The sequence below is a fragment of the Sediminispirochaeta bajacaliforniensis DSM 16054 genome (assembly GCF_000378205.1).
In the GTDB taxonomy this organism is placed as follows: domain Bacteria; phylum Spirochaetota; class Spirochaetia; order DSM-16054; family Sediminispirochaetaceae; genus Sediminispirochaeta; species Sediminispirochaeta bajacaliforniensis.
Window position 1 is genome coordinate 49,455 of the sequence record NZ_KB899426.1, and the last position, 17,316, is coordinate 66,770.

At 53.5% G+C, this 17,316-nt stretch carries 16 protein-coding genes; 8 read left to right on the plus strand and 8 right to left on the minus strand.

Features of this window, described 5'->3' with window-relative positions; translation table 11 throughout:
* Positions 1 to 20: 20 nt before the first annotated feature.
* Together argH and F459_RS24585 are read right to left on the minus strand one after the other, a co-directional pair.
* Positions 21 to 1,385: an argininosuccinate lyase gene (argH, locus tag F459_RS0117775; RefSeq protein WP_020614063.1), complete on the minus strand. Its 1,365-nt coding sequence runs from the start codon at positions 1,383 to 1,385 to the stop codon at positions 21 to 23.
* Between the two features lie 25 nt (positions 1,386 to 1,410).
* A complete protein-coding gene (locus F459_RS24585; RefSeq protein WP_281167893.1) occupies positions 1,411 to 1,539 on the minus strand; it encodes a hypothetical protein in 129 nt (42 codons plus the stop codon).
* A gap of 87 nt (positions 1,540 to 1,626) precedes the next feature.
* Between F459_RS24585 and F459_RS0117785 the strand changes: the two genes are divergently transcribed.
* Entirely contained in the window at positions 1,627 to 2,439 is an 813-nt protein-coding gene (locus F459_RS0117785) for a Rossmann-like domain-containing protein (RefSeq protein ID WP_020614065.1), read from the plus strand.
* Here F459_RS0117785 and F459_RS0117790 read toward each other — a convergent pair.
* The 4 genes from F459_RS0117790 to F459_RS0117805 form a co-directional block, all read right to left on the minus strand.
* On the minus strand, positions 2,370 to 2,918 hold the full coding sequence (locus tag F459_RS0117790) for a hypothetical protein (RefSeq protein WP_020614066.1): 549 nt from the start codon (positions 2,916 to 2,918) through the stop codon (positions 2,370 to 2,372). The two genes, F459_RS0117785 and F459_RS0117790, sit on opposite strands and share 70 nt — an antisense overlap.
* Before the next feature lie 138 nt (positions 2,919 to 3,056).
* On the minus strand, positions 3,057 to 4,010 hold the full coding sequence (locus F459_RS0117795) for an ABC transporter substrate-binding protein (RefSeq protein ID WP_020614067.1): 954 nt from the start codon (positions 4,008 to 4,010) through the stop codon (positions 3,057 to 3,059).
* Positions 4,010 to 4,777 carry an ABC transporter ATP-binding protein gene (locus F459_RS0117800; protein ID WP_020614068.1) on the minus strand — a complete coding sequence of 256 codons (768 nt, stop codon included), beginning with the start codon at positions 4,775 to 4,777 and terminating at the stop codon, positions 4,010 to 4,012. Before F459_RS0117800 ends, F459_RS0117795 begins: the two co-directional genes overlap by 1 nt.
* Positions 4,777 to 5,550, minus strand: coding sequence for an ABC transporter permease (locus F459_RS0117805; RefSeq protein WP_020614069.1), 774 nt, complete (start codon positions 5,548 to 5,550; stop codon positions 4,777 to 4,779). Before F459_RS0117805 ends, F459_RS0117800 begins: the two co-directional genes overlap by 1 nt.
* Positions 5,551 to 5,782: 232 nt before the next feature.
* Here F459_RS0117805 and F459_RS0117810 point away from each other — a divergent pair, with 232 nt between their 5' ends.
* The 3 genes from F459_RS0117810 (at position 5,783) to F459_RS0117820 (ending at position 8,190) form a co-directional block, all read left to right on the plus strand.
* Positions 5,783 to 6,946 (plus strand): alpha/beta hydrolase, encoded by a 1,164-nt coding sequence (locus tag F459_RS0117810; protein WP_020614070.1) that lies wholly within the window; start codon positions 5,783 to 5,785, stop codon positions 6,944 to 6,946.
* Between the two features lie 14 nt (positions 6,947 to 6,960).
* Positions 6,961 to 7,683, plus strand: coding sequence for an RNA polymerase sigma factor (locus F459_RS0117815; protein WP_020614071.1), 723 nt, complete (start codon positions 6,961 to 6,963; stop codon positions 7,681 to 7,683).
* Between the two features lie 78 nt (positions 7,684 to 7,761).
* Positions 7,762 to 8,190, plus strand: a complete 429-nt coding sequence (locus F459_RS0117820; protein WP_020614072.1) for a DUF3795 domain-containing protein — start codon at positions 7,762 to 7,764, stop codon at positions 8,188 to 8,190.
* Between the two features lie 38 nt (positions 8,191 to 8,228).
* Here the strand turns inward: F459_RS0117820 and F459_RS0117825 are convergent, their stop codons facing one another.
* Positions 8,229 to 8,870 (minus strand): TetR/AcrR family transcriptional regulator, encoded by a 642-nt coding sequence (locus tag F459_RS0117825; protein ID WP_020614073.1) that lies wholly within the window; start codon positions 8,868 to 8,870, stop codon positions 8,229 to 8,231.
* Positions 8,871 to 9,022: 152 nt separating this feature from the next.
* On the opposite strand from F459_RS0117825, the gene F459_RS0117830 reads away from it, so the two are divergent.
* From F459_RS0117830 to F459_RS0117845, 4 genes are all read left to right on the plus strand, one after another.
* A complete protein-coding gene (locus tag F459_RS0117830) occupies positions 9,023 to 10,423 on the plus strand; it encodes an MFS transporter (RefSeq protein WP_020614074.1) in 1,401 nt (466 codons plus the stop codon).
* A 92-nt stretch (positions 10,424 to 10,515) separates the two neighbouring features.
* Positions 10,516 to 11,391 (plus strand): MerR family transcriptional regulator, encoded by an 876-nt coding sequence (locus F459_RS0117835; RefSeq protein ID WP_020614075.1) that lies wholly within the window; start codon positions 10,516 to 10,518, stop codon positions 11,389 to 11,391.
* A gap of 137 nt (positions 11,392 to 11,528) precedes the next feature.
* Positions 11,529 to 12,566, plus strand: coding sequence for an NAD(P)H-dependent amine dehydrogenase family protein (locus F459_RS0117840; RefSeq protein ID WP_020614076.1), 1,038 nt, complete (start codon positions 11,529 to 11,531; stop codon positions 12,564 to 12,566).
* 94 nt (positions 12,567 to 12,660) lie between these two features.
* Positions 12,661 to 15,441 carry a TolB family protein gene (locus F459_RS0117845; RefSeq protein WP_020614077.1) on the plus strand — a complete coding sequence of 927 codons (2,781 nt, stop codon included), beginning with the start codon at positions 12,661 to 12,663 and terminating at the stop codon, positions 15,439 to 15,441.
* Between the two features lie 5 nt (positions 15,442 to 15,446).
* Here the strand turns inward: F459_RS0117845 and glmS are convergent, their stop codons facing one another.
* Complete coding sequence (gene glmS / locus F459_RS0117850; RefSeq protein WP_020614078.1) at positions 15,447 to 17,273, minus strand: glutamine--fructose-6-phosphate transaminase (isomerizing); 1,827 nt, start codon at positions 17,271 to 17,273, stop codon at positions 15,447 to 15,449.
* Positions 17,274 to 17,316: the final 43 nt, after the last annotated feature.

A 17,316-nucleotide genomic window follows, 5' to 3' on the forward strand; every position in this document is an offset into this window, starting at 1 on the left:
ACTGTTACTAAATACAAATACTAAACGACAGAAAAATCGATTCCCAGCAGGGCCTTACGGGCCTCTGCCCAGCGGCCGCGCCGTGAAGCCAGCCGCTCCCGTGCTCCGTCGACCCCCTCCTGACTCAAGTCCAGCCGCAAATTTCCGGCAGTTCCCGCGGCGGTGCGGTTACGAATACTCTCCACCGGGTCCCGGCCGCTTACCTGATCCAGCTCCGTTCCCACCTTTCGATAGGCATCCCGAAAACTCATACCCCCGGCAACCAGCTCCAGCGCCGCATCGGTGGCGAAAATCTCGGGGGTGAAGGCGTCGAAAAGCCGCTGCCGGTTTACCTCGAGACGGGAGATGGTCCGATCCATCACCAGGGCGGCCTGAAGGGCAAGCTCGAGGCCGAGGATAAAGGGTTCCTTGGTCTCCTGAAAATCGCGGTTATAGCCGCTGGGAAGGGAACGAATAATGCCCTTCACCTGGGAGGCCCAGGCGCTCATTGAAGCGGCCTTTGCCCGCATCAGTTCAAGTCCGTCGGGATTTTTCTTCTGCGGCATAATACTCGATCCGGAACAAAGCTCTTTCGGCAGAGAAAAATAGCCGAACTCCGGAAGGGAAAAGAGGATGAGGTCCTGACTCATCTTGCTGAAGGTCTGCATCAGCTGGTCGAGGGCATCGAGGATCATCGATTCAAACTTTCCCCGGCTATTGTTGGCATATAAGACATTATTCTGGAGCTTGGAAAATCCCAGGAGCCTTGCACTCATCTCCCGGTCCAGGGGCAGCGGCACACCGTAGCTTGCCGCAGAGCCCAGGGGGCTTTGATCGTACATAGCGATGGTAAACTCAAGGAGGGCAAGATCGTCGCCGATCTCCTCGGCCCAGGCCGCAGCCCACAGTCCTACAGAAGAGGGCATGGCCACCTGCATGTGGGTCCGTCCCGGCATGGGAACATCCCGATGCTCTTCGGCACATTTTAGGAGCCCCTGCTGCAGATCAATCCCCGCCTCAAGCACCTTACCGGCAGCCTCTCTACCGTAAACCCGCAGGGCCGTAAGTACCTGGTCGTTTCTGCTCCGCCCGGTGTGGATCTTCTTTCCGGCATCCCCGCAGGATGCAACCAGAAAATTCTCAATGGCGGTATGGCAATCCTCATCCTCACGCCGGATCGGAAACTCTCCCTTCTCATCGGCCAGGACGATAGCCTTCAGCCCTTCGAGCAACAGCTCCAGCTCTTTCCGCTTTAGGAGCCCCACAGACTCGAGCATGGTCGCATGGGCGGCGCTTGCCGTGCAGTCGGCGGCCACAAGCCGTCCGTCAAGCTCCCAATCACGTCCGACGGTGAACGCTTCGATCAGAGTATCAAGCTCGTACCCCTTCTGCCACAACTTTGCCATTTCCAGCTCCTTCTTTGATGGTTTCTCATCCGGGCGCCCCGGACCGCAGGAGCGGTCCGGCCGGCTGTGCTCCGGGGTCCGCCTTACGGCTCCCGTCCGGCTTTGCCGGACTGCCTTCGGCACCCTCCGCCTGCCTGGCGCGGAAAGAATTCACAGCAAAAACCATACTCACAGAAAGAAGCCCTGTCAACGCTCGGCCTTCACGTTGACAGGGAGGAGATTACGGCGATAGGATAGATCCATGCAATCAGAACTCTATCGCAACCTGAAAGATGCCACGCTGGAGCGATCCGAAGGCCTTTTCATAGACACCATATCCATCGGACTCGGTTATACCGCTGTAACCACCAGCGACGGAAGCTGCGGCGTTTCTTTTTCCTACCTGGACAAGAAAGAGGGATGCACCGTAGTCAAGGACCCCATGGATTATGAAGGTAAACCGGTCAGGGAACTGTTAAAGCTCCTCGACTCGGAAAAACTCGTGGAACGATCGGCCGCGATCGCCCTCATCAACGCCGTCAACAACCCCGCCTCGGCCGAACTGCCCGAAGACGACGGAACCCTTTTTGCAAAGCTCGGTATCGCAAAAGGAACCCGATGCGCCATGGTGGGCTACTTCGGCCCGGTCGTCGCCCAAATGGAAAAGGCGGGGGCCCACCTTGAAGTAATCGACGAGGGAAAAGGCATGGGAAATGCCGAACATTTTTTCCGCTACATGGAGAGCGAAGCGGAAGCGCTGATCCTTACCAGTACCAGCATCATCAACGGGAGTACCGAATCGATCCTGGGACGGCTTCGCTCTGGTGCCCGCTGCGCCATGCTGGGGCCCACCACCCCGATCATGCCCGAAGCCTTTCGTTTTTTACCCGTGGACTATCTGGGAGGCATATCCGTCGTCAATCCGGAAGGGGTATTAGCGGCCGTACGCCATGGAAAAGGTACACCGGCCATCAATCGCCACGCTAAAAAGGTGCTCAGCCAGGTTCACCCGCCGAAATCCACCACGGCAGGCAGCTCAAGCCGACCGGGATCTCTCGACACAGAAGAAAAATAGGCAAAACGGGTGAGAAAGGTACGCATAAAGGAACATTCAAGCTTCTCGTCACAATCGCGAAAGAGAAAAAAGGTTTCTCCTTCAGCGGTATCGAGAAGATAGGTCCGTCCGACATCACCTTCGTGCAGTAAGGCCCCGGTCATCGGACAAGAGGCATTGGCCCAGGCATCGGAAAGAAGCACCTCCCGGTCGGGGAAAAAAATCGTCACCTCTCCCTTATCGAATAGATAGACCCCTCCCCGATAGGAAATAACGTTGGTTGAGATGAAGGGCAGTCCCTTTGCCGTGAATGGCCCCCGGGCCAGCAACGCGACACCGGCATCGGGACGATGGGTCTCCGAGGTAAGATTTTCCTGAGCCGCAGGGGACAGGAGGATCATTACAAGAAATAAGAAAATCAGGCTTCGGCGAACGGAAGAAACCAAACGGGAAGACCCTATCTTCATACCCGAGAAAACATCGGGACGCACCTGAACCATCGCCACCCTCCGAAACAAATGTAGCACAGAGTAATGATCGAGGCAAAGGCACCCAAAGCATTGGTTGAGCCCCTCCATGAGCGTTTTTATCGCTTGTCGGAAGGGGGGCACGGCCGGGCAGATCCCGGCCGGAATCGACTACTCAAAGGCGGTATCGCTGATGCAGCTTCGGGGATCCACCGCTTCCCTCAGCATTCCGTTCTCAACCATAAACGTCACGTCATCCTCCATGGTCTTCACATCTTCTTCGGTAAGCGCGGTAATATACTGGGTCCAGTGATAAAGCTTGGCAGCATCTTCAACGGAGATACCCTGTTCGCGGGCGCCGACTTCCAGGGCCTCATCGAGATTGGCCTCCATCCATGCCATTGCCGAACGGTGAACATCCAGGTATCGCTCTACCGCTTCGGGATGTTCGTCGAGGAATTTTCCCCGCGCAGCGATCACAAGCTTTGGGGTGACGTAGCCCTTTGCGGTGGTAATGACGTGGGCCCCGCTTTTTTGGGCCTGAATAAGCAGGCTTCCCGCCAAAAGGGCTGCATCAATCTGCCCCGAAAGCATGGCTGTGGAGGCCTGTGGCAGCCCCATTTCAAGAAGCTCGACATCATTCATGCCGTATCCCTTTGCATCCAAAGCAGCGGCCAGGAGCTGATGAAGCACCGTGCCTTTCGGTCCTCCGACCTTTTTCCCTTTCAGATCGGCAATGGAAGTGATGCCGGGGTCCATGGCCACGATGGCGAAAACATCCACCGGACGGCTGAAGCCAGCGATGATACGAACATCGTTACCTGCGCTTCGGGCAAGCAGAACCGAGGTGGTGTTCATCACTCCCCCGATATCAAGAGAATCGGCGGCCATGGCCTCTGCCTGTTTTGCTCCGGAGGTGATCTCGTGATAGACGACCTTCACTCCCTCATTCGCAAAGGCCTCTTCGAGCATCCCCTTCTCTTTCATGAGGATGAGAGGAAGATTAAAAGGGGATTTCACATAGGAGACATTGATCGTCTTCAAACTATCCTCACTGCTCCCTCCGGCATAAAGGGCCGTGGCAAGCAGGGCCATCAGCGTAACAATCGCATACAGTTTTTTCATTACACGCTCCTTGATTCAGTTGTTTGATGCGGAAGAACAGATCCATCCTCCCGCAATATTGCTTCGAGTACCTTCTCCCGCAGGGAGATGAACTCCGCCGATCCGGGATTCCGGGGATAGGGAAGCGGCACCGGAATTTCCAGTCGCACCTCTCCCTGATCCATGACGCAAACCTTCCGTCCCAGGAGAACCGCTTCCGCTACATCGTGGGTGACGAAAAGGATGGTGATTTCCCGATCGAGGTATATCCTGACCAGTTCCTCCTGCAACCTTTTTCTATTCAGGGCATCGAGGGCACCAAAGGGCTCATCCATCAGCAACAGCTCGGGTTCACGACAAAGGGCCCTGCCGAGGGCTACCCGCTGTGCCATCCCGCCCGACAGCTGGCAGGGCAGGGCCTTGCGGAAGGCGGTGAGCCCCAGCACTTCCAGGGTATGGTCGAGGATCATCTCTTTTCTGGCCGGATCTTTCTCATGTTTCAGTGCCAAGGCCATGTTTTTCTCCACCGAAAGTGCCGCCACCAGGCGCGGTTCCTGAAAAACCATGGCAGTACGTCCATCCATACCGTCGAAGAAGAGACTGCCTTCATCGGAGTGCTGCAGCCCCATGATCACGTTGAGAAGGGTCGTTTTTCCGCAGCCGCTGTAGCCGACGATCGAGACAAAAGCCCCCTTGGGGACCGAGAGGTTGACCCGCTTCAGGGCGTCTATCGTCCGCCCGTCCACCTGAAAGCGTTTGGAAATGTTCGACAGGAGCACTCCTTCCATCAGACCTGCCTCCTGATCCAGGGAAAGGCTTTCTCCACCCCTTTCATCGAACAATAATCCATGAGGAGTCCCAGAGATCCGATGGAGAGAATACCGATGAATACCTTATCGGTTCGGGCGAGGAGCTCGGCATCAAGGATCAGATAGCCGAGCCCACTGGAAGCGGCTATCATCTCAGCCCCGATCAGGGCCCTCCAGCTGTAACCGAAGCCGAGCCGCAATCCGGTCAACATAGAGGGGAGTGCCTCGGGAAACAGGATGTGAAGCGTTTGCTCTTTTCTGCTGAGCTCAAGGGTTTCTCCCATTTCCAGCAGGCGATGATCGACCTGCTGCAATCCGTTCAGGGTATTGAGAAAGATTGGAAAAAAACTGGCAAGGACGATAAGAGCCAGCTTGGAGCCCTCACCGATACCAAACCAGAGGATAAGCAGCGGGACCATCGCCAAAGGCGGAGTGTTGCGGAGAAAATGAAGGAGGCCCGAGCAGTATTCCGAAAGAAGCGGGAAGAAGTAACATAACAACGCAAGGGGGAGAGCAATGCCGACGGCCAGAAAAAAACCAAGGAAGACCCGACGAAGTGAGACCAGTATATGCGTCATCAGGCTTCCATCCAGCAGCATGGATACAAAGGCCTGTCCGATTTGCCCTGGAGGAGGTATCAAATAAGGGTTGACCCATCCAGTGAGGCTAACAAGGAGATAGGCGCAAAGAACCATAGCGGGCAAAAGAAGCCGTTTGGCAGCCCTTCCAAAGCGTGTTTCATGTTCTTTCATCGAAAGACCTCTTTTCCGTCAGACAATCCCCCGGGATCAATCCTACGGATCAGATAATATCGGAGAAACCGGCAAGTCAGTATCACCCTTCCTGCCTGTTATGACGATAGCCACCGTACCACAAAAGAGGTGTACCTGCAAGGGAGGTGGGCATAAGAAGGCGCATCACAGTTGTCACACAACAAGACCGAATCTACACTTATAGTGATATACCACAAAAAAGGATTGATTAATGAAATACAAGCAACTTTCTTTTAAAACCGGCTACAAGCTCTATATCGACGAGGTCGGAGGCTTCAATTTCCAGCTGAACCGCTGGGTCACCACGGGTTTCGCATCTCAAGAGGAGATCGAAAGTATCGCCGGCGATATTGAGGGCTTCGGCACATGGCAGAGCCGTTTCCTCCACTTGGCGAAAACAGCCGAACATGAAAAACGGCTGTTGCATGCCGCCATCTATTATCGGGCCGTTGATTTTTTTGCCGAAGCAGGTACTGCCCAAAAAGCGGATGCCTACCACTCCTTTCTGAACCTTTTTTCCGAAGCCATGAAAGATCAGGATATCGAGCGTATAGAGGTTCCCTATGAGTCTGCGTTTCTGCCGTTGTTACGGCTGCGGCCGGAAGGTCGTGCAAAGGGAACCATACTCATCCACGGGGGATACGACTCATATAAAGAGGAACTCTATCCCATGGCAAGCTACCTCGCAAACAGAGGATACGAAATCGTGCTGTTCGACGGCCCTGGCCAGGGTGAGAGCCTTCATCGCTACGAATTAACACTAACGCCCGATTGGCATTATCCCGTTTCGGCAATCATCGACCATTTGGGACTCGACGATGTCACGGTTGTGGGAATTTCCCTGGGCGGCTGTCTCGCCCTCCGGGCCGCAGCCTTTGAAAAGCGAATCACCAGGGTGGTAGCCTTAGACCATTTTTACGATTGGGGACGCTGCATGGCGAAAAAAAAGAACGACCCGTATCACAGCAGCATTTTGGCCTACGCTCTTTTACGGGTTATGCTATGTTTTCCCCGGAGCTTCGACAGGCGACTTTTGAAAAAGTTGGAAACAAACTACAAGGCCGCGTGGGTCTTCAACCAGGGATGCCATATCACCGGATCGAAGAGCCCCCACGCCTATTTCGAGGCAATCATGCGTTACTCAACCAAACCGATTAACAGGCTCATTACCCAGGACGTGCTGATCCTTGCGGGAGAAGAGGACCATGCCGTCCCCGTCGATCTTTATCCCAAACAGCTGAGGGCCCTGAACAATGCAGCTTCGGTCGAAGGACGTCTCTTTACCGTCAAAGAAGGAGGAGCCCAACATTGCCAGATCGGCAATCTTCCCCTTGTTCTGGATTATATTCTGGAGTGGACGATGAGAAAAACCTGAAATACAGTATCAGTATGAGCGGTGAGCTCCTGACCTCGAGCATGATACAAGAATACGGACCTCTCATCACATCGCTTTGCCGCCGTATGGTCAGCGACGAGCACAAGGCCAAGGATGCTGCTCAGGAAATTTGGTATGAGATCATCAAGAGTCTTCCCTCTTTCAGGGGAGAGGCAAAGCTTTCAACCTGGATATACACCCTTGCCAGGCGAACCATCTGGCGCTTCATCGACGATGAAAAAAGCTTCACGACCAGGTTCCTTTCCGGCTTTTTCGTCGAACAAGAATCCAAAGGCATGACGGAAATGGATGAGCTGGCCACGGAGGATAGGATGGCATGGATAAAGCTGCAATGCCACGACTGCATTACCGGTATTATCCACTGTCTCGACAATGAATCGCGTCTGATCTATCTGATGAGGGCACTCTCTCCGCTCTCCTATCAGGATCTCTCAAGGGTTTTTGGAAAACGGGAAGAGAGCATCAGGCAGAGTTTTTCGCGCTCTTCCCGAAAGATCAACCGCTTTCTCAACGGACACTGCTTCCTCTACAACCCCAAAGGAACCTGCCGCTGCAAAATGAAGGCTCCCATTCAGGCACAGGATCTTGAACGGGAACATAAAAAGGTGCAGCTGCTTGTTAATAAATTTGTTTTTATAAAGCGTGTGGAAAGTTTTACCGAACGACGAAATTACTGGCTCAAATTTGCAGGCAAAGAGTTCACAGCGAAAACTTGATTCAATGCCCTGTCACAGGTGCATAAACTTCATCACATATATATTGAAGATCTGTCAAAAAGCGACAAGGAGATATATATGAACTTGAATTTCATCGCCCCATGCGGGGTGGATTGCGTGAACTGTGATTTCTTTTATCAAAACTGCACCCCGGCGTTTCTCGAACGAATGGCCACAGCGGCAGGAAAAACACCGAGCGAACTTGTATGCAAAGGGTGCAGAGAACAGGGAGGATGCCCGCTCACCGGCACCTGCGACACGCTTGCATGCATACGGCAACAAGGAAAGGACTTTTGCTACGAATGCGACCGCTTTCCTTGTGAACGGTTGCTACCGGCAAAAGACAAGGCTGACAAACTCCCCCATAATCTCAAGGTATACAATCTCTGCCGTATCAAAGCCGTCGGGTTATCACGCTTTATTGAAGAAGCCAAGAGGATTCGGGACTGCTATTTCAACGGCTCCATGATAATCGGAAAAGGCCCACAGTTACCAGACGATATGTGACGCTACACCAGGCAAGATACAGTACCAAAGAAAGAGGGTTATTGCCGTTTTTCAAGATAGCTGGACAGGATATCGACGGCCACGTCGATGAGGCGACTTCTGTCGATCTTATTCTTCCCAAAAACGATGCGGTCTATGGTAGAGGAAATCATATCGAAAACCACGACAGCTGCGGCTTGCGGATCGGAAATTCCAAGATCATCTTGGACGGAAAAAAAATAGCCGATTGTGGCATCCATGGTTTCGGCCATATTCCGTTCAAGAATTTCTGCTACCTCCTTATTGTAATAAGAAAGGACGGTGAGTTCCCGATTCAGTTCCCGGGTTTCTTCATGGACGTGAATCAGGTGCGCTATCAAAACACGGAGCCATTGCCGAATATCCGAACGTATGAGCATACGATCGGTAAGAAGCTCCTCTTTCGCCTCCACAAATTTCCGGTGGTAGGCTTCGAGAATCTCCAGAAAAATGGTGTCTTTATCACTGAAATAGGAATAGAAGCTACCAATGGAAACATTCGCCCGTTCGGCTATTTCGTTGGTAGTTGTTTTATAGTAACCCCTTTCACAAAACAACACCAAAGCCGCATCGAGAATCTTTTGCCTGGTCCTCAGCCCCCTCTTCTGCTTGGGTTTTCGCGGGATAGCTTTCTCCTGCTTCTTCTCCTGTCGCTCTTTCACACCACCTGCTCCTTTGCATCATTGTAGAAAAATGTTGTAAACGGTGTCAAGAAAAACATGAGTTATTACTCACAACCATATTGACGATTCGATACCACATGGCTATCATACCTTAAAATGAGTAAATACTCATATTTATGGAGAAGACGTACATGGTAAAGAAAACATATGCCGCCATTATGGCGGTGGGAGTAGGAACCTTCATGTCATCACTTGATTCGGGAGCGGTCAATCTTGCTCTGCCCCTGATTCGTGAGGGTTTCGGAACAAGCATTTCCATGGTGGAATGGATCACCACATCCTATCTTTTGATCATAAGCAGCCTTTTGCTCTCTTTCGGCCGCCTCGCCGATCTCTACGGACACAAGCGGGTATACGCAACCGGATTCATTTTCTTTGTCACAGGGTCGCTTCTCTGCGGAGTATCGACAGGCATTGAGATGTTGATCGGCGGCCGGGTGGTCCAGGCACTGGGCGCAGGCATGTTGATGGCCACAGGCCCTGCAATCATCACAAATGCGGTGCCCCCCGATCGCAGAGGAAAGGCTCTGAGCGTGGTGGCAATCGCGGTAGCCCTCGGACTGAGCGCCGGTCCGGCCATCGGCGGCATTCTCGCAACGCTCTGGGGCTGGCAAAGCATCTTTTTCATCAACCTGCCCGTTGGAATCGTTGGAATGGTGCTGGTTCGAAGGAACGTACCGAAAGATGAGAATCGTAAAGCCGTGCCCTTCGACGTTGCAGGAGGCCTCCTTATTTTTTTCGCCCTCCTCCTTCTGCTTCTACCCTTAAGCCTTTCCGGTGATCATCACATTCCTCCGATAGCCTTTGCCGCTACCCTTAGTTCTTCCTTGGTCCTTGTCGCCTGCTTCATTTTTCTCGAATCGAGACGAGAATACCCGATGCTCAACCTGATGCTTTTCAAGAACCGCATCTTTACCGCCAGTAACGTGGCAGCGGTATGTACCTACATGGCACAATTCATCATGGTTTTTCTCACCCCCTTTTACCTGCAGAACCTTCGGGGGTATTCCGCAATGGCAAGCGGTCTCATCTACCTCGCCATGCCCATTGCAACACTGTGCATTGCCCCTGTCAGCGGGGCAATCTCCGACAGATTCGACGGGAAATATATTAGTGCGGCCGGCGCGTTCGTCCTTGCCGCAGGGCTCTACCTCCTAAGCAAGCTGACAATCGACACAAGAATCGCCTATATCGACATATCCCTCGTAATCATAGGCCTCGGCTTCGGCATGTTTCAGACCCCAAACAACAGCGCCATCATGGGAAACGTTCCACAGGAATATCGGGGCACGGCTTCAGGCACCATGGCCACCATGCGCAACATAGGAATGGCTCTGGGCATCGCCGTTTCGGGAGCCCTTTTCACTTTTTCGCAGAAGCGATTGACTATTTTGCTGTCCGGCCGAGGAATGCATGGGACCATGCTTCAGGCAACGGCCTTTGCAGGGGCCCTTCACGCAACCTTTCTCGCCGCTTCGGCAGTTGCGATACTTGCCATGGCGGCATCTTTGGTCAAAGGACGCTCGAGCTAACAGCGCAGCATCATCCCCCTGCATAAAAGAAATTACACAGAACTCTATTGTTGGTATAGAGTATAGAGAGAATTACAGGAAGGCATAGCGGGATGGAGCGACTTTCTATTGGAAAAATGGCGTTTCTCAATGGCGTGACGGTCCAGACACTACGACTGTACGACCGTCTTGGGCTTCTGAAGCCGGAAGAGGTGGATGAAATCTCGGGCTATCGCTACTACGATCTAAAGCAGTCCGCCCGCCTGGATGCGATTCAGCACCTAAAGACATTGGGTATGCCACTCAAGGCCATCAAAGAGCAATTTGACCGTAAGGATATGGGGCGGTACAAGGACCTGCTCAGGGCGCAGGTCCGGCTCATCGAGAAACGGCGTGAAGAGCTCAACCTGATGAGTCGGGCCGTGGAACGTGCTCTGGAAAACTGCAGACGGTATGAAGAAGCGCCGACCGAGGGGCTTATAGTACTGGAACACCTTCCCGAGCGCCTGATATTTCGCTACAACGGCGGCATCGACATCTACGAATGCGGCCTCGAGGGATACGAGACATTACTCAGACGCTTAAAGGCCCGGGTTGCACTTCGAGGCCTTCCAATGGCTTATTTCTGTAATGTCGGTTCCATCGTCCGTAAAAGCGACCTGAAAATAGGAAGGATGCGCTCTGCGGATATCTTCCTCTTTGTCGACAACGAATTTGCCGAGCGCTATCAATCCCGTAAATCGACTGCCGACGACTCCGAAGAAAGAGCCGAAGGGATCGAAAGTATAGCAGAAGGCGTCTTCGCCTGCGTCTATTTCCGAGGATTCGAAAAAGAGCTGGGCTTTGCAGAACAATTGCTCAACCACATCGCGGCCAACAGGATGAGGATCAACGGTGATTATCTCTGCGAGGTAGTTGCCGAACTCCCCCTTTTTCCGACGGCAAGCAGAGATATGCTGGTCAAACTGGAAATTCCCGTCATGTTCTGAGAACATATAGGAATATGTAAATGGATATTTTTTTATTGACTCTATTCCATGAGCAGGGTTTAGCTTCTGTATGTGACCTGAACAACCCCGGTCGTGGAATTACGTTGCCGGGTATTTTATCTGAAAAGGAGTATACCATGCACGCAAAAATTCGAGTCATTCAGTATGGTTGCGGTAAGATGGGACGGGTGTTTCTCCGCTACCTCCAAGAGAAGGGGGCAGAGATCGTAGGGGCCATAGACATGAATCCTGCCCTGGAGGGAAAGGATGCCGGCGAAGTGGCAGGGCTTGGCATGAAACTTAATGTGCCAATCACTTCTAACGCCGAGGCTGTTTTCTCTTCATGCGATGCCGATGCCTGCATCATTGCGGTTAAAAGTCTCATGACCGATGTCGAACCCGCCTTCGAAATCGCGGCCCGTTACGGGGTAAACGCCATTTCGACCTGCGAGGAGTCTTTCTATCCCTGGACGACCTCCTGCGCAATTACCAATCGCCTTGATCGCCTTGCCAAGGAGCACAACTGCACCCTTTCCGGTTCAGGCTACCAGGATGTCTTCTGGGGAAATCTGGTAACCGCTATCGCCGGTGCAACTCACAGAATCGACCGCATCGAAGGCTCATCAAGCTATAACGTAGAGGAGTACGGCATTGCCCTGGCAGAGGTCCATGGTGCGGGGCTCTCGCCTGAGGACTTTGAAGAGAAAATAGCAAAGAACGCCAATCTTCCTTCTTATATGTGGAACACAAACGAATGGCTCTGTTCTCAACTTGGACTGTCCATTGCATCGATGAAACAGGAACTGGTCCCACTCTTCCACGATAAGGACCTGAAATCAGAAACCCTCGGTCGTGTCATCAAGGCCGGCCAGGCAACCGGGATGTCCGCCGTCGTCACAACAGAAACCTACCAAGGCATCACCCTGGTCACCCAGTGCATCGGTAAGGTCTATGCACCCGGAGAGGTCGATACCAACGAATGGAGCGTGAAAGGCGAACCCGATACCACCATAACCGTAACACAGCCAGCCACAGTAGAACTGACCTGTGCCACCATTGTCAACCGTCTCCCAATTCTCATCGAATCCCCTGCAGGATTCTACACAACAGAGAAGATGCCTCAGGCACGATATCTACCCTATCCGATGCACGTTGGATTACGAAAGCTTTCCTAAATCGATACGCCTTTATAAGACATCATTCGCGCCGTGGCAAAAACATGGCGCGGATCTATTGACACAGGAGGGAAAATCATGATTTCCCTTATATATGCGGAAATTACGAATCCCTGCTTTTCTGGTTATTGTTTTTCTTTGGCTTTGCCCGCCATACGGTCTGCCCATCTGGGGCCAGGTGAGCTCTTCGGTGCTTGCCGTCAGCGGCCATCAGTGGCGGCTTATGAGAACGGAACATTACGATATCGTCTGCCCCGCAGACATCTTGGCTTCGGGACAATACGTCGCTAATCTGCTTGAACTTCTTGCCCCGTATCAGCAGCAAAGCCTGCACCCGGAAGAAAACTACCGTTATACGATTATCCTCGATGAGGAAATGTTTACGGCCAATGGTTTTGTGATGATTCTTCCGCGCTTCAGCATGTTTTTCGGGCTACCAAGCACGGAACTGGGCTTTGAATGGTATCCTCTGCTTGCCGTTCATGAAGGACGGCACATGTTTCAACTCGATACGGGCAGACAGGGAACCACCAAGGTATTAACCTGGCTTTTTGGGGAACAGGGGTTGGCCCCCTTCTTTATCGGGCCCTCCTGGCTCTTTGAAGGGGATGCTGTCTTAACAGAAACCCTTCTAAGCCCATCAGGCCGGGGCCGGAATCCCTTTTTCAGCCTGCCGTTCAAGGCCATAGCCCTCTCTCAGCAGCCGCCCTCTTATCAGGCAATGCTTCTCGGATCCTACAAGACCAAAACCCCGGGGGCCTACCCTCTCGGCTACATGCTCTACACCAGGGCCCGAAGCGAATATGATTCCCAGGCCCCCGATACCATTTTTTCCGCCCTGGCACACGTTCCGCTGCCGGTACTGGGGCCCTATATAGGGGTTCACCGGGCAACTAACCTCTCTCCTGCAGAGCTTTATCGGGAAACCGTGGAGACATACGGTGATTTTTGGCGCCGCCAGTCCGAGATTTTGCCCAAGGATACCCTTACCCGCCTCACCCCCCTGGCCCAAGATGGTTTTCAGGTCTATCGGAATCTCAGGCTGAGCTCCGACGGAATGCTTATTGCCTGGTTTTATAGCTTCAACAGGGGAAATGAAATCCATATTCTTTCCAAAGAGGGAAAACTACAGGAAAGGCTGGCGGCGGAACCCCTCGGCAACATCGACGCAGGCGGCCCATACATCATATGGGATGAGAATATCGAGGATGCCAAGTTCATGAAATCATCGAATCGCATTATGCTGTATGACCGCCGAACAGGAAAACGGCGTTCTCTCGTCGGAAAGGGCCGTTATACCGCCCCCTCTTTGAACAGCGACGGTACGCTTGCCGGCTTGCTGCGCTGGAATGAAGATCAGAGCGGAGAACTGCTGATCGTGGAGACCGAAACAGGGACCACGCTTGAACACTTCGACCTGCCGCAGGGTGAATTCTGGTCCTCCTTCGACTGGAGTGACGACGGAAAACGAATTTGTTACCTCAGTAGCGGGATTCTCGGCCAAACGATCGGAGAGATCGACCGTGAAACAGGAAAGCCCCGAACACTTGCTACATCCACGGAATTCACCTTCCAGTCGCCCAGATTCATCGACGGCGGCATCCTCTTTACCTCGAGCTACTCCGGGGTCCCGGCGGTCTATCGGCTTCGGTATGGAGACACAGAACCCGAGCTGGTCTTTCACCGCAACCTCGCGACATTCGATGCCGACGTTTTCAGCGGCGGGCAGCAGATCTATTTTATCGACTATTACGGCATCCGGGGCAACTGCATCGGCAGCGCCGAGCTGCCATCCTCCAAAGGAATACCGGAGAGCCTGGTTCCGGTAATGCGGGAAGATTTCTTTCGATCGCTGCTTGAACAAGAGCCGGGGGCGGGAATCCTGCAGGCGGATAACATACCGAAGGAAGTGTATCCGGATGAGGCATACAACTTTTCGACCAAGGGGCTGAAACTCCACTCATGGAGCCTCCAGCCCCGTTCTGCGGACATGCTGAACAACCCAACCATCGGCCTGACCCTGAAGGCAGATACCATCGCCCATACCATGAGCCATCAGGCAGATATGGTCTATAACCTAAACGAAGAAACCTTCGGTGCCGAATACACCTTTACCTTTCGGCAATTCCGGCCCGATATCTTTTTCCAGGCGGATTCGAAGGGACGTGATAACGGAGAAGATCGATGGACGGAAATAGGAGGAACAGCGGGGGTGGCACTTCCCTTCGGATCCTCGTGGGGTACCCAATCCTGGGCCCTGACGCCTGCGGTGAGTCTGCGAGGCGAAAGGAATCTGGACGCAGAAGCCAGTGACGCTCAGATGGAGCTCACCTACCTGGTTGAGGCTTCACGTCTTGGCCCCTCCACGTTTCGAAGTCTCCAGCCGAGGTGGGGAGTAAGCGGAAGCATTGGATATACCGACGATCCCTTTACCGGCACTCCCGGGGATCACTTTGTGCTCGAAGCGAGTATGATGCTTCCCGGCCTGCAGGCCAACCATGGGATACGGATCGGAGCTGCCTTTGAGCAGTACAGCAACGACGATTCAGGGCTCGTCTCCTTTCCCCGGGGCTGGGACTACAGGGAAACAGAAAAACTGGCGGCGATGAAAAGCGAGTACATCTTTCCCCTGGCCTATCCCGATGCATCCCTCGGCGCCCTGGCGTTCTTCAAGAGGCTGAGGGGCGGCGTCTATTACGATATGCTTCAGGATATGGAGGAGGATTCCTTCTACAGCTCTGCGGGGGCCGAACTCAACCTTGATTTCAACCTTCTGCAGCTCCCGATTGAACTCTCCGTCGGCATACGTGAATACTACCGCTTCGAGTCGGGAGAATCGGGAGTGCAGATCCTCCTTTTGGGGAGCTCCCCGTAAGCGCGCTATTCCACCGTGACGCTCTTGGCCAGGTTTCGGGGCTGATCGACATTTCTGCCCAGCTCCAGGGCACAGTAGTAGGCAAAAAGCTGAAGCGGTACCACCATGAGAAAGGGGTACATCAGCTCCTCGGTGTGCGGGATGTAGAGATAGTCGTCGGCGATGTCGGCGACCTCTTCATCCCCTTCTACGGCCACCGCGATGACCCTTCCACGGCGGGCCTTCACCTCTTTCATACTGGTAATGACCTTATCCCGCAGAGAGTCGTCCGAAACCAGGAAGAGGCTGGGGGTCTGCTCATTGATCAGGGCGATGGGACCATGCTTGATTTCGGCGGCGCTGTAGCCTTCGGCATGGATATAGCTGATCTCCTTTAGCTTGAGGGCCCCTTCCATGGCGACAGGGTAGTTTATCCCCCTGCCGAGAAAGAGAAAATTCTCGTAACGGGCATACTTTTTGGCCAAACGGCGGATCGGTTCGGTCTGTCCGAGGATGGTTTCGATCTGAGAGGGAATATGCTTAAGCGCCTTGGCAAAATCGAGGCCCGCCTCCCAGGACATGTGCCGCATACGAGCCATGAGCAGGGTAAAAATATAGAAGACGGAAATCTGGCTGGTAAAGGCCTTGGTCGAGGCAACGGCGATCTCCGGCCCCGAGTGGATATACACGCCACCGTCGCTCTCCCGCGCAATGGTGGAGCCAACCACATTACATACCCCGAGCACCTTACCGCCCTTTCGCTGAAGCTCCCTGAGGGCGTAGAGGGTGTCGATGGTCTCTCCCGACTGGCTCACGGCAAAGTAGAGGCTGCCGGGGGTCACAATGGGGTTTTTATAGCGGACCTCGGAGGAGAGCTCGGCAGAGCTCTTGATTCGTGCCACACTTTCCAAGAGATACGCACCGACCATCCCCGCGTAATAACTGGTACCCGCGGCAACGATACCTACATTATCCACGCCAAGCAAATCACGCGCACTCATATTAAGCCCGCCGAGATGACCGGTGGCCCCGTCGAGGTTGATTCTACCGGAAATGGCCCGTTCAACCGACGCAGGCTGTTCGTGGATCTCCTTTTCCATGAAAAAGGGGAAACCGTGTTTCTCGATCTGTTCCAGCTCCCAGCCGATCTCATGGACCTCCTTGGTGATCCTACGCTCGCTGCTGTCGAAGGTAACGTGCCCGTCCCTGGTGATGCTCACCATCTCGCCATCGTTGAGATAGATCACCTGTTTGGTATAGGCAAGCATGGGAGTGACGTCGCTGGCAAGGAACATCTCTCCCTCACCAACCCCCACAACCAAGGGTGAGCCGTTACGAGCGCCGACAACCTTTCCCGGTTCATCGGCATGGACCACTGCAATGCCGTAGGTTCCCTTTAGAAGAAAAATGGCTTCCCGTACCGCCTTTTCAAGATCTCCCTGATAGAGATCGGCGATCAGGTGAGCGATCACCTCGGAATCGGTATCGCTGACAAATCTATGCCCGTCGGCAACAAGACGCTCTTTCAAGGGAATATAATTCTCGATAATACCGTTATGGACCAGCGTCACCTTTCCTGTGTCGTCGCTGTGAGGATGGGCATTGATATCATTGACCTCTCCGTGGGTGGCCCATCTGGTATGACCGATACCCCAACCGCCTGCCGCATCATCGGGAACAATCGCACGCAGATCCGCAATCTTTCCTGTACGTTTGTAGGTATGAAGGCCCCCATCCTCGCCGTCGACACAGATACCTGCAGAATCATAACCGCGATATTCGAGGCGTTTAAGCCCATCCAGCAGGACCTCGGCGGCAGGTCGCGGGCCACAGTAACCGATTATTCCGCACATGCTTGTATAGACTCCTTTTCGATCATGTTCAGTTATTAGAAAA

Coding starts and splice junctions, on each gene's coding strand:
- argH (WP_020614063.1), bottom strand. CDS start 1,385: ATGGCAAAGTTGTGGCAGAAGGGGTACGAGCTTGATACTCTGATCGAA.
- F459_RS0117785 (WP_020614065.1), top strand. CDS start 1,627: ATGCAATCAGAACTCTATCGCAACCTGAAAGATGCCACGCTGGAGCGA.
- F459_RS0117790 (WP_020614066.1), bottom strand. CDS start 2,918: ATGGTTCAGGTGCGTCCCGATGTTTTCTCGGGTATGAAGATAGGGTCT.
- F459_RS0117795 (WP_020614067.1), bottom strand. CDS start 4,010: ATGAAAAAACTGTATGCGATTGTTACGCTGATGGCCCTGCTTGCCACG.
- F459_RS0117800 (WP_020614068.1), bottom strand. CDS start 4,777: ATGGAAGGAGTGCTCCTGTCGAACATTTCCAAACGCTTTCAGGTGGAC.
- F459_RS0117805 (WP_020614069.1), bottom strand. CDS start 5,550: ATGAAAGAACATGAAACACGCTTTGGAAGGGCTGCCAAACGGCTTCTT.
- F459_RS0117810 (WP_020614070.1), top strand. CDS start 5,783: ATGAAATACAAGCAACTTTCTTTTAAAACCGGCTACAAGCTCTATATC.
- F459_RS0117815 (WP_020614071.1), top strand. CDS start 6,961: ATGAGCGGTGAGCTCCTGACCTCGAGCATGATACAAGAATACGGACCT.
- F459_RS0117820 (WP_020614072.1), top strand. CDS start 7,762: ATGAACTTGAATTTCATCGCCCCATGCGGGGTGGATTGCGTGAACTGT.
- F459_RS0117830 (WP_020614074.1), top strand. CDS start 9,023: ATGGTAAAGAAAACATATGCCGCCATTATGGCGGTGGGAGTAGGAACC.
- F459_RS0117835 (WP_020614075.1), top strand. CDS start 10,516: ATGGAGCGACTTTCTATTGGAAAAATGGCGTTTCTCAATGGCGTGACG.
- F459_RS0117840 (WP_020614076.1), top strand. CDS start 11,529: ATGCACGCAAAAATTCGAGTCATTCAGTATGGTTGCGGTAAGATGGGA.
- F459_RS0117845 (WP_020614077.1), top strand. CDS start 12,661: ATGCGGAAATTACGAATCCCTGCTTTTCTGGTTATTGTTTTTCTTTGG.
- glmS (WP_020614078.1), bottom strand. CDS start 17,273: ATGTGCGGAATAATCGGTTACTGTGGCCCGCGACCTGCCGCCGAGGTC.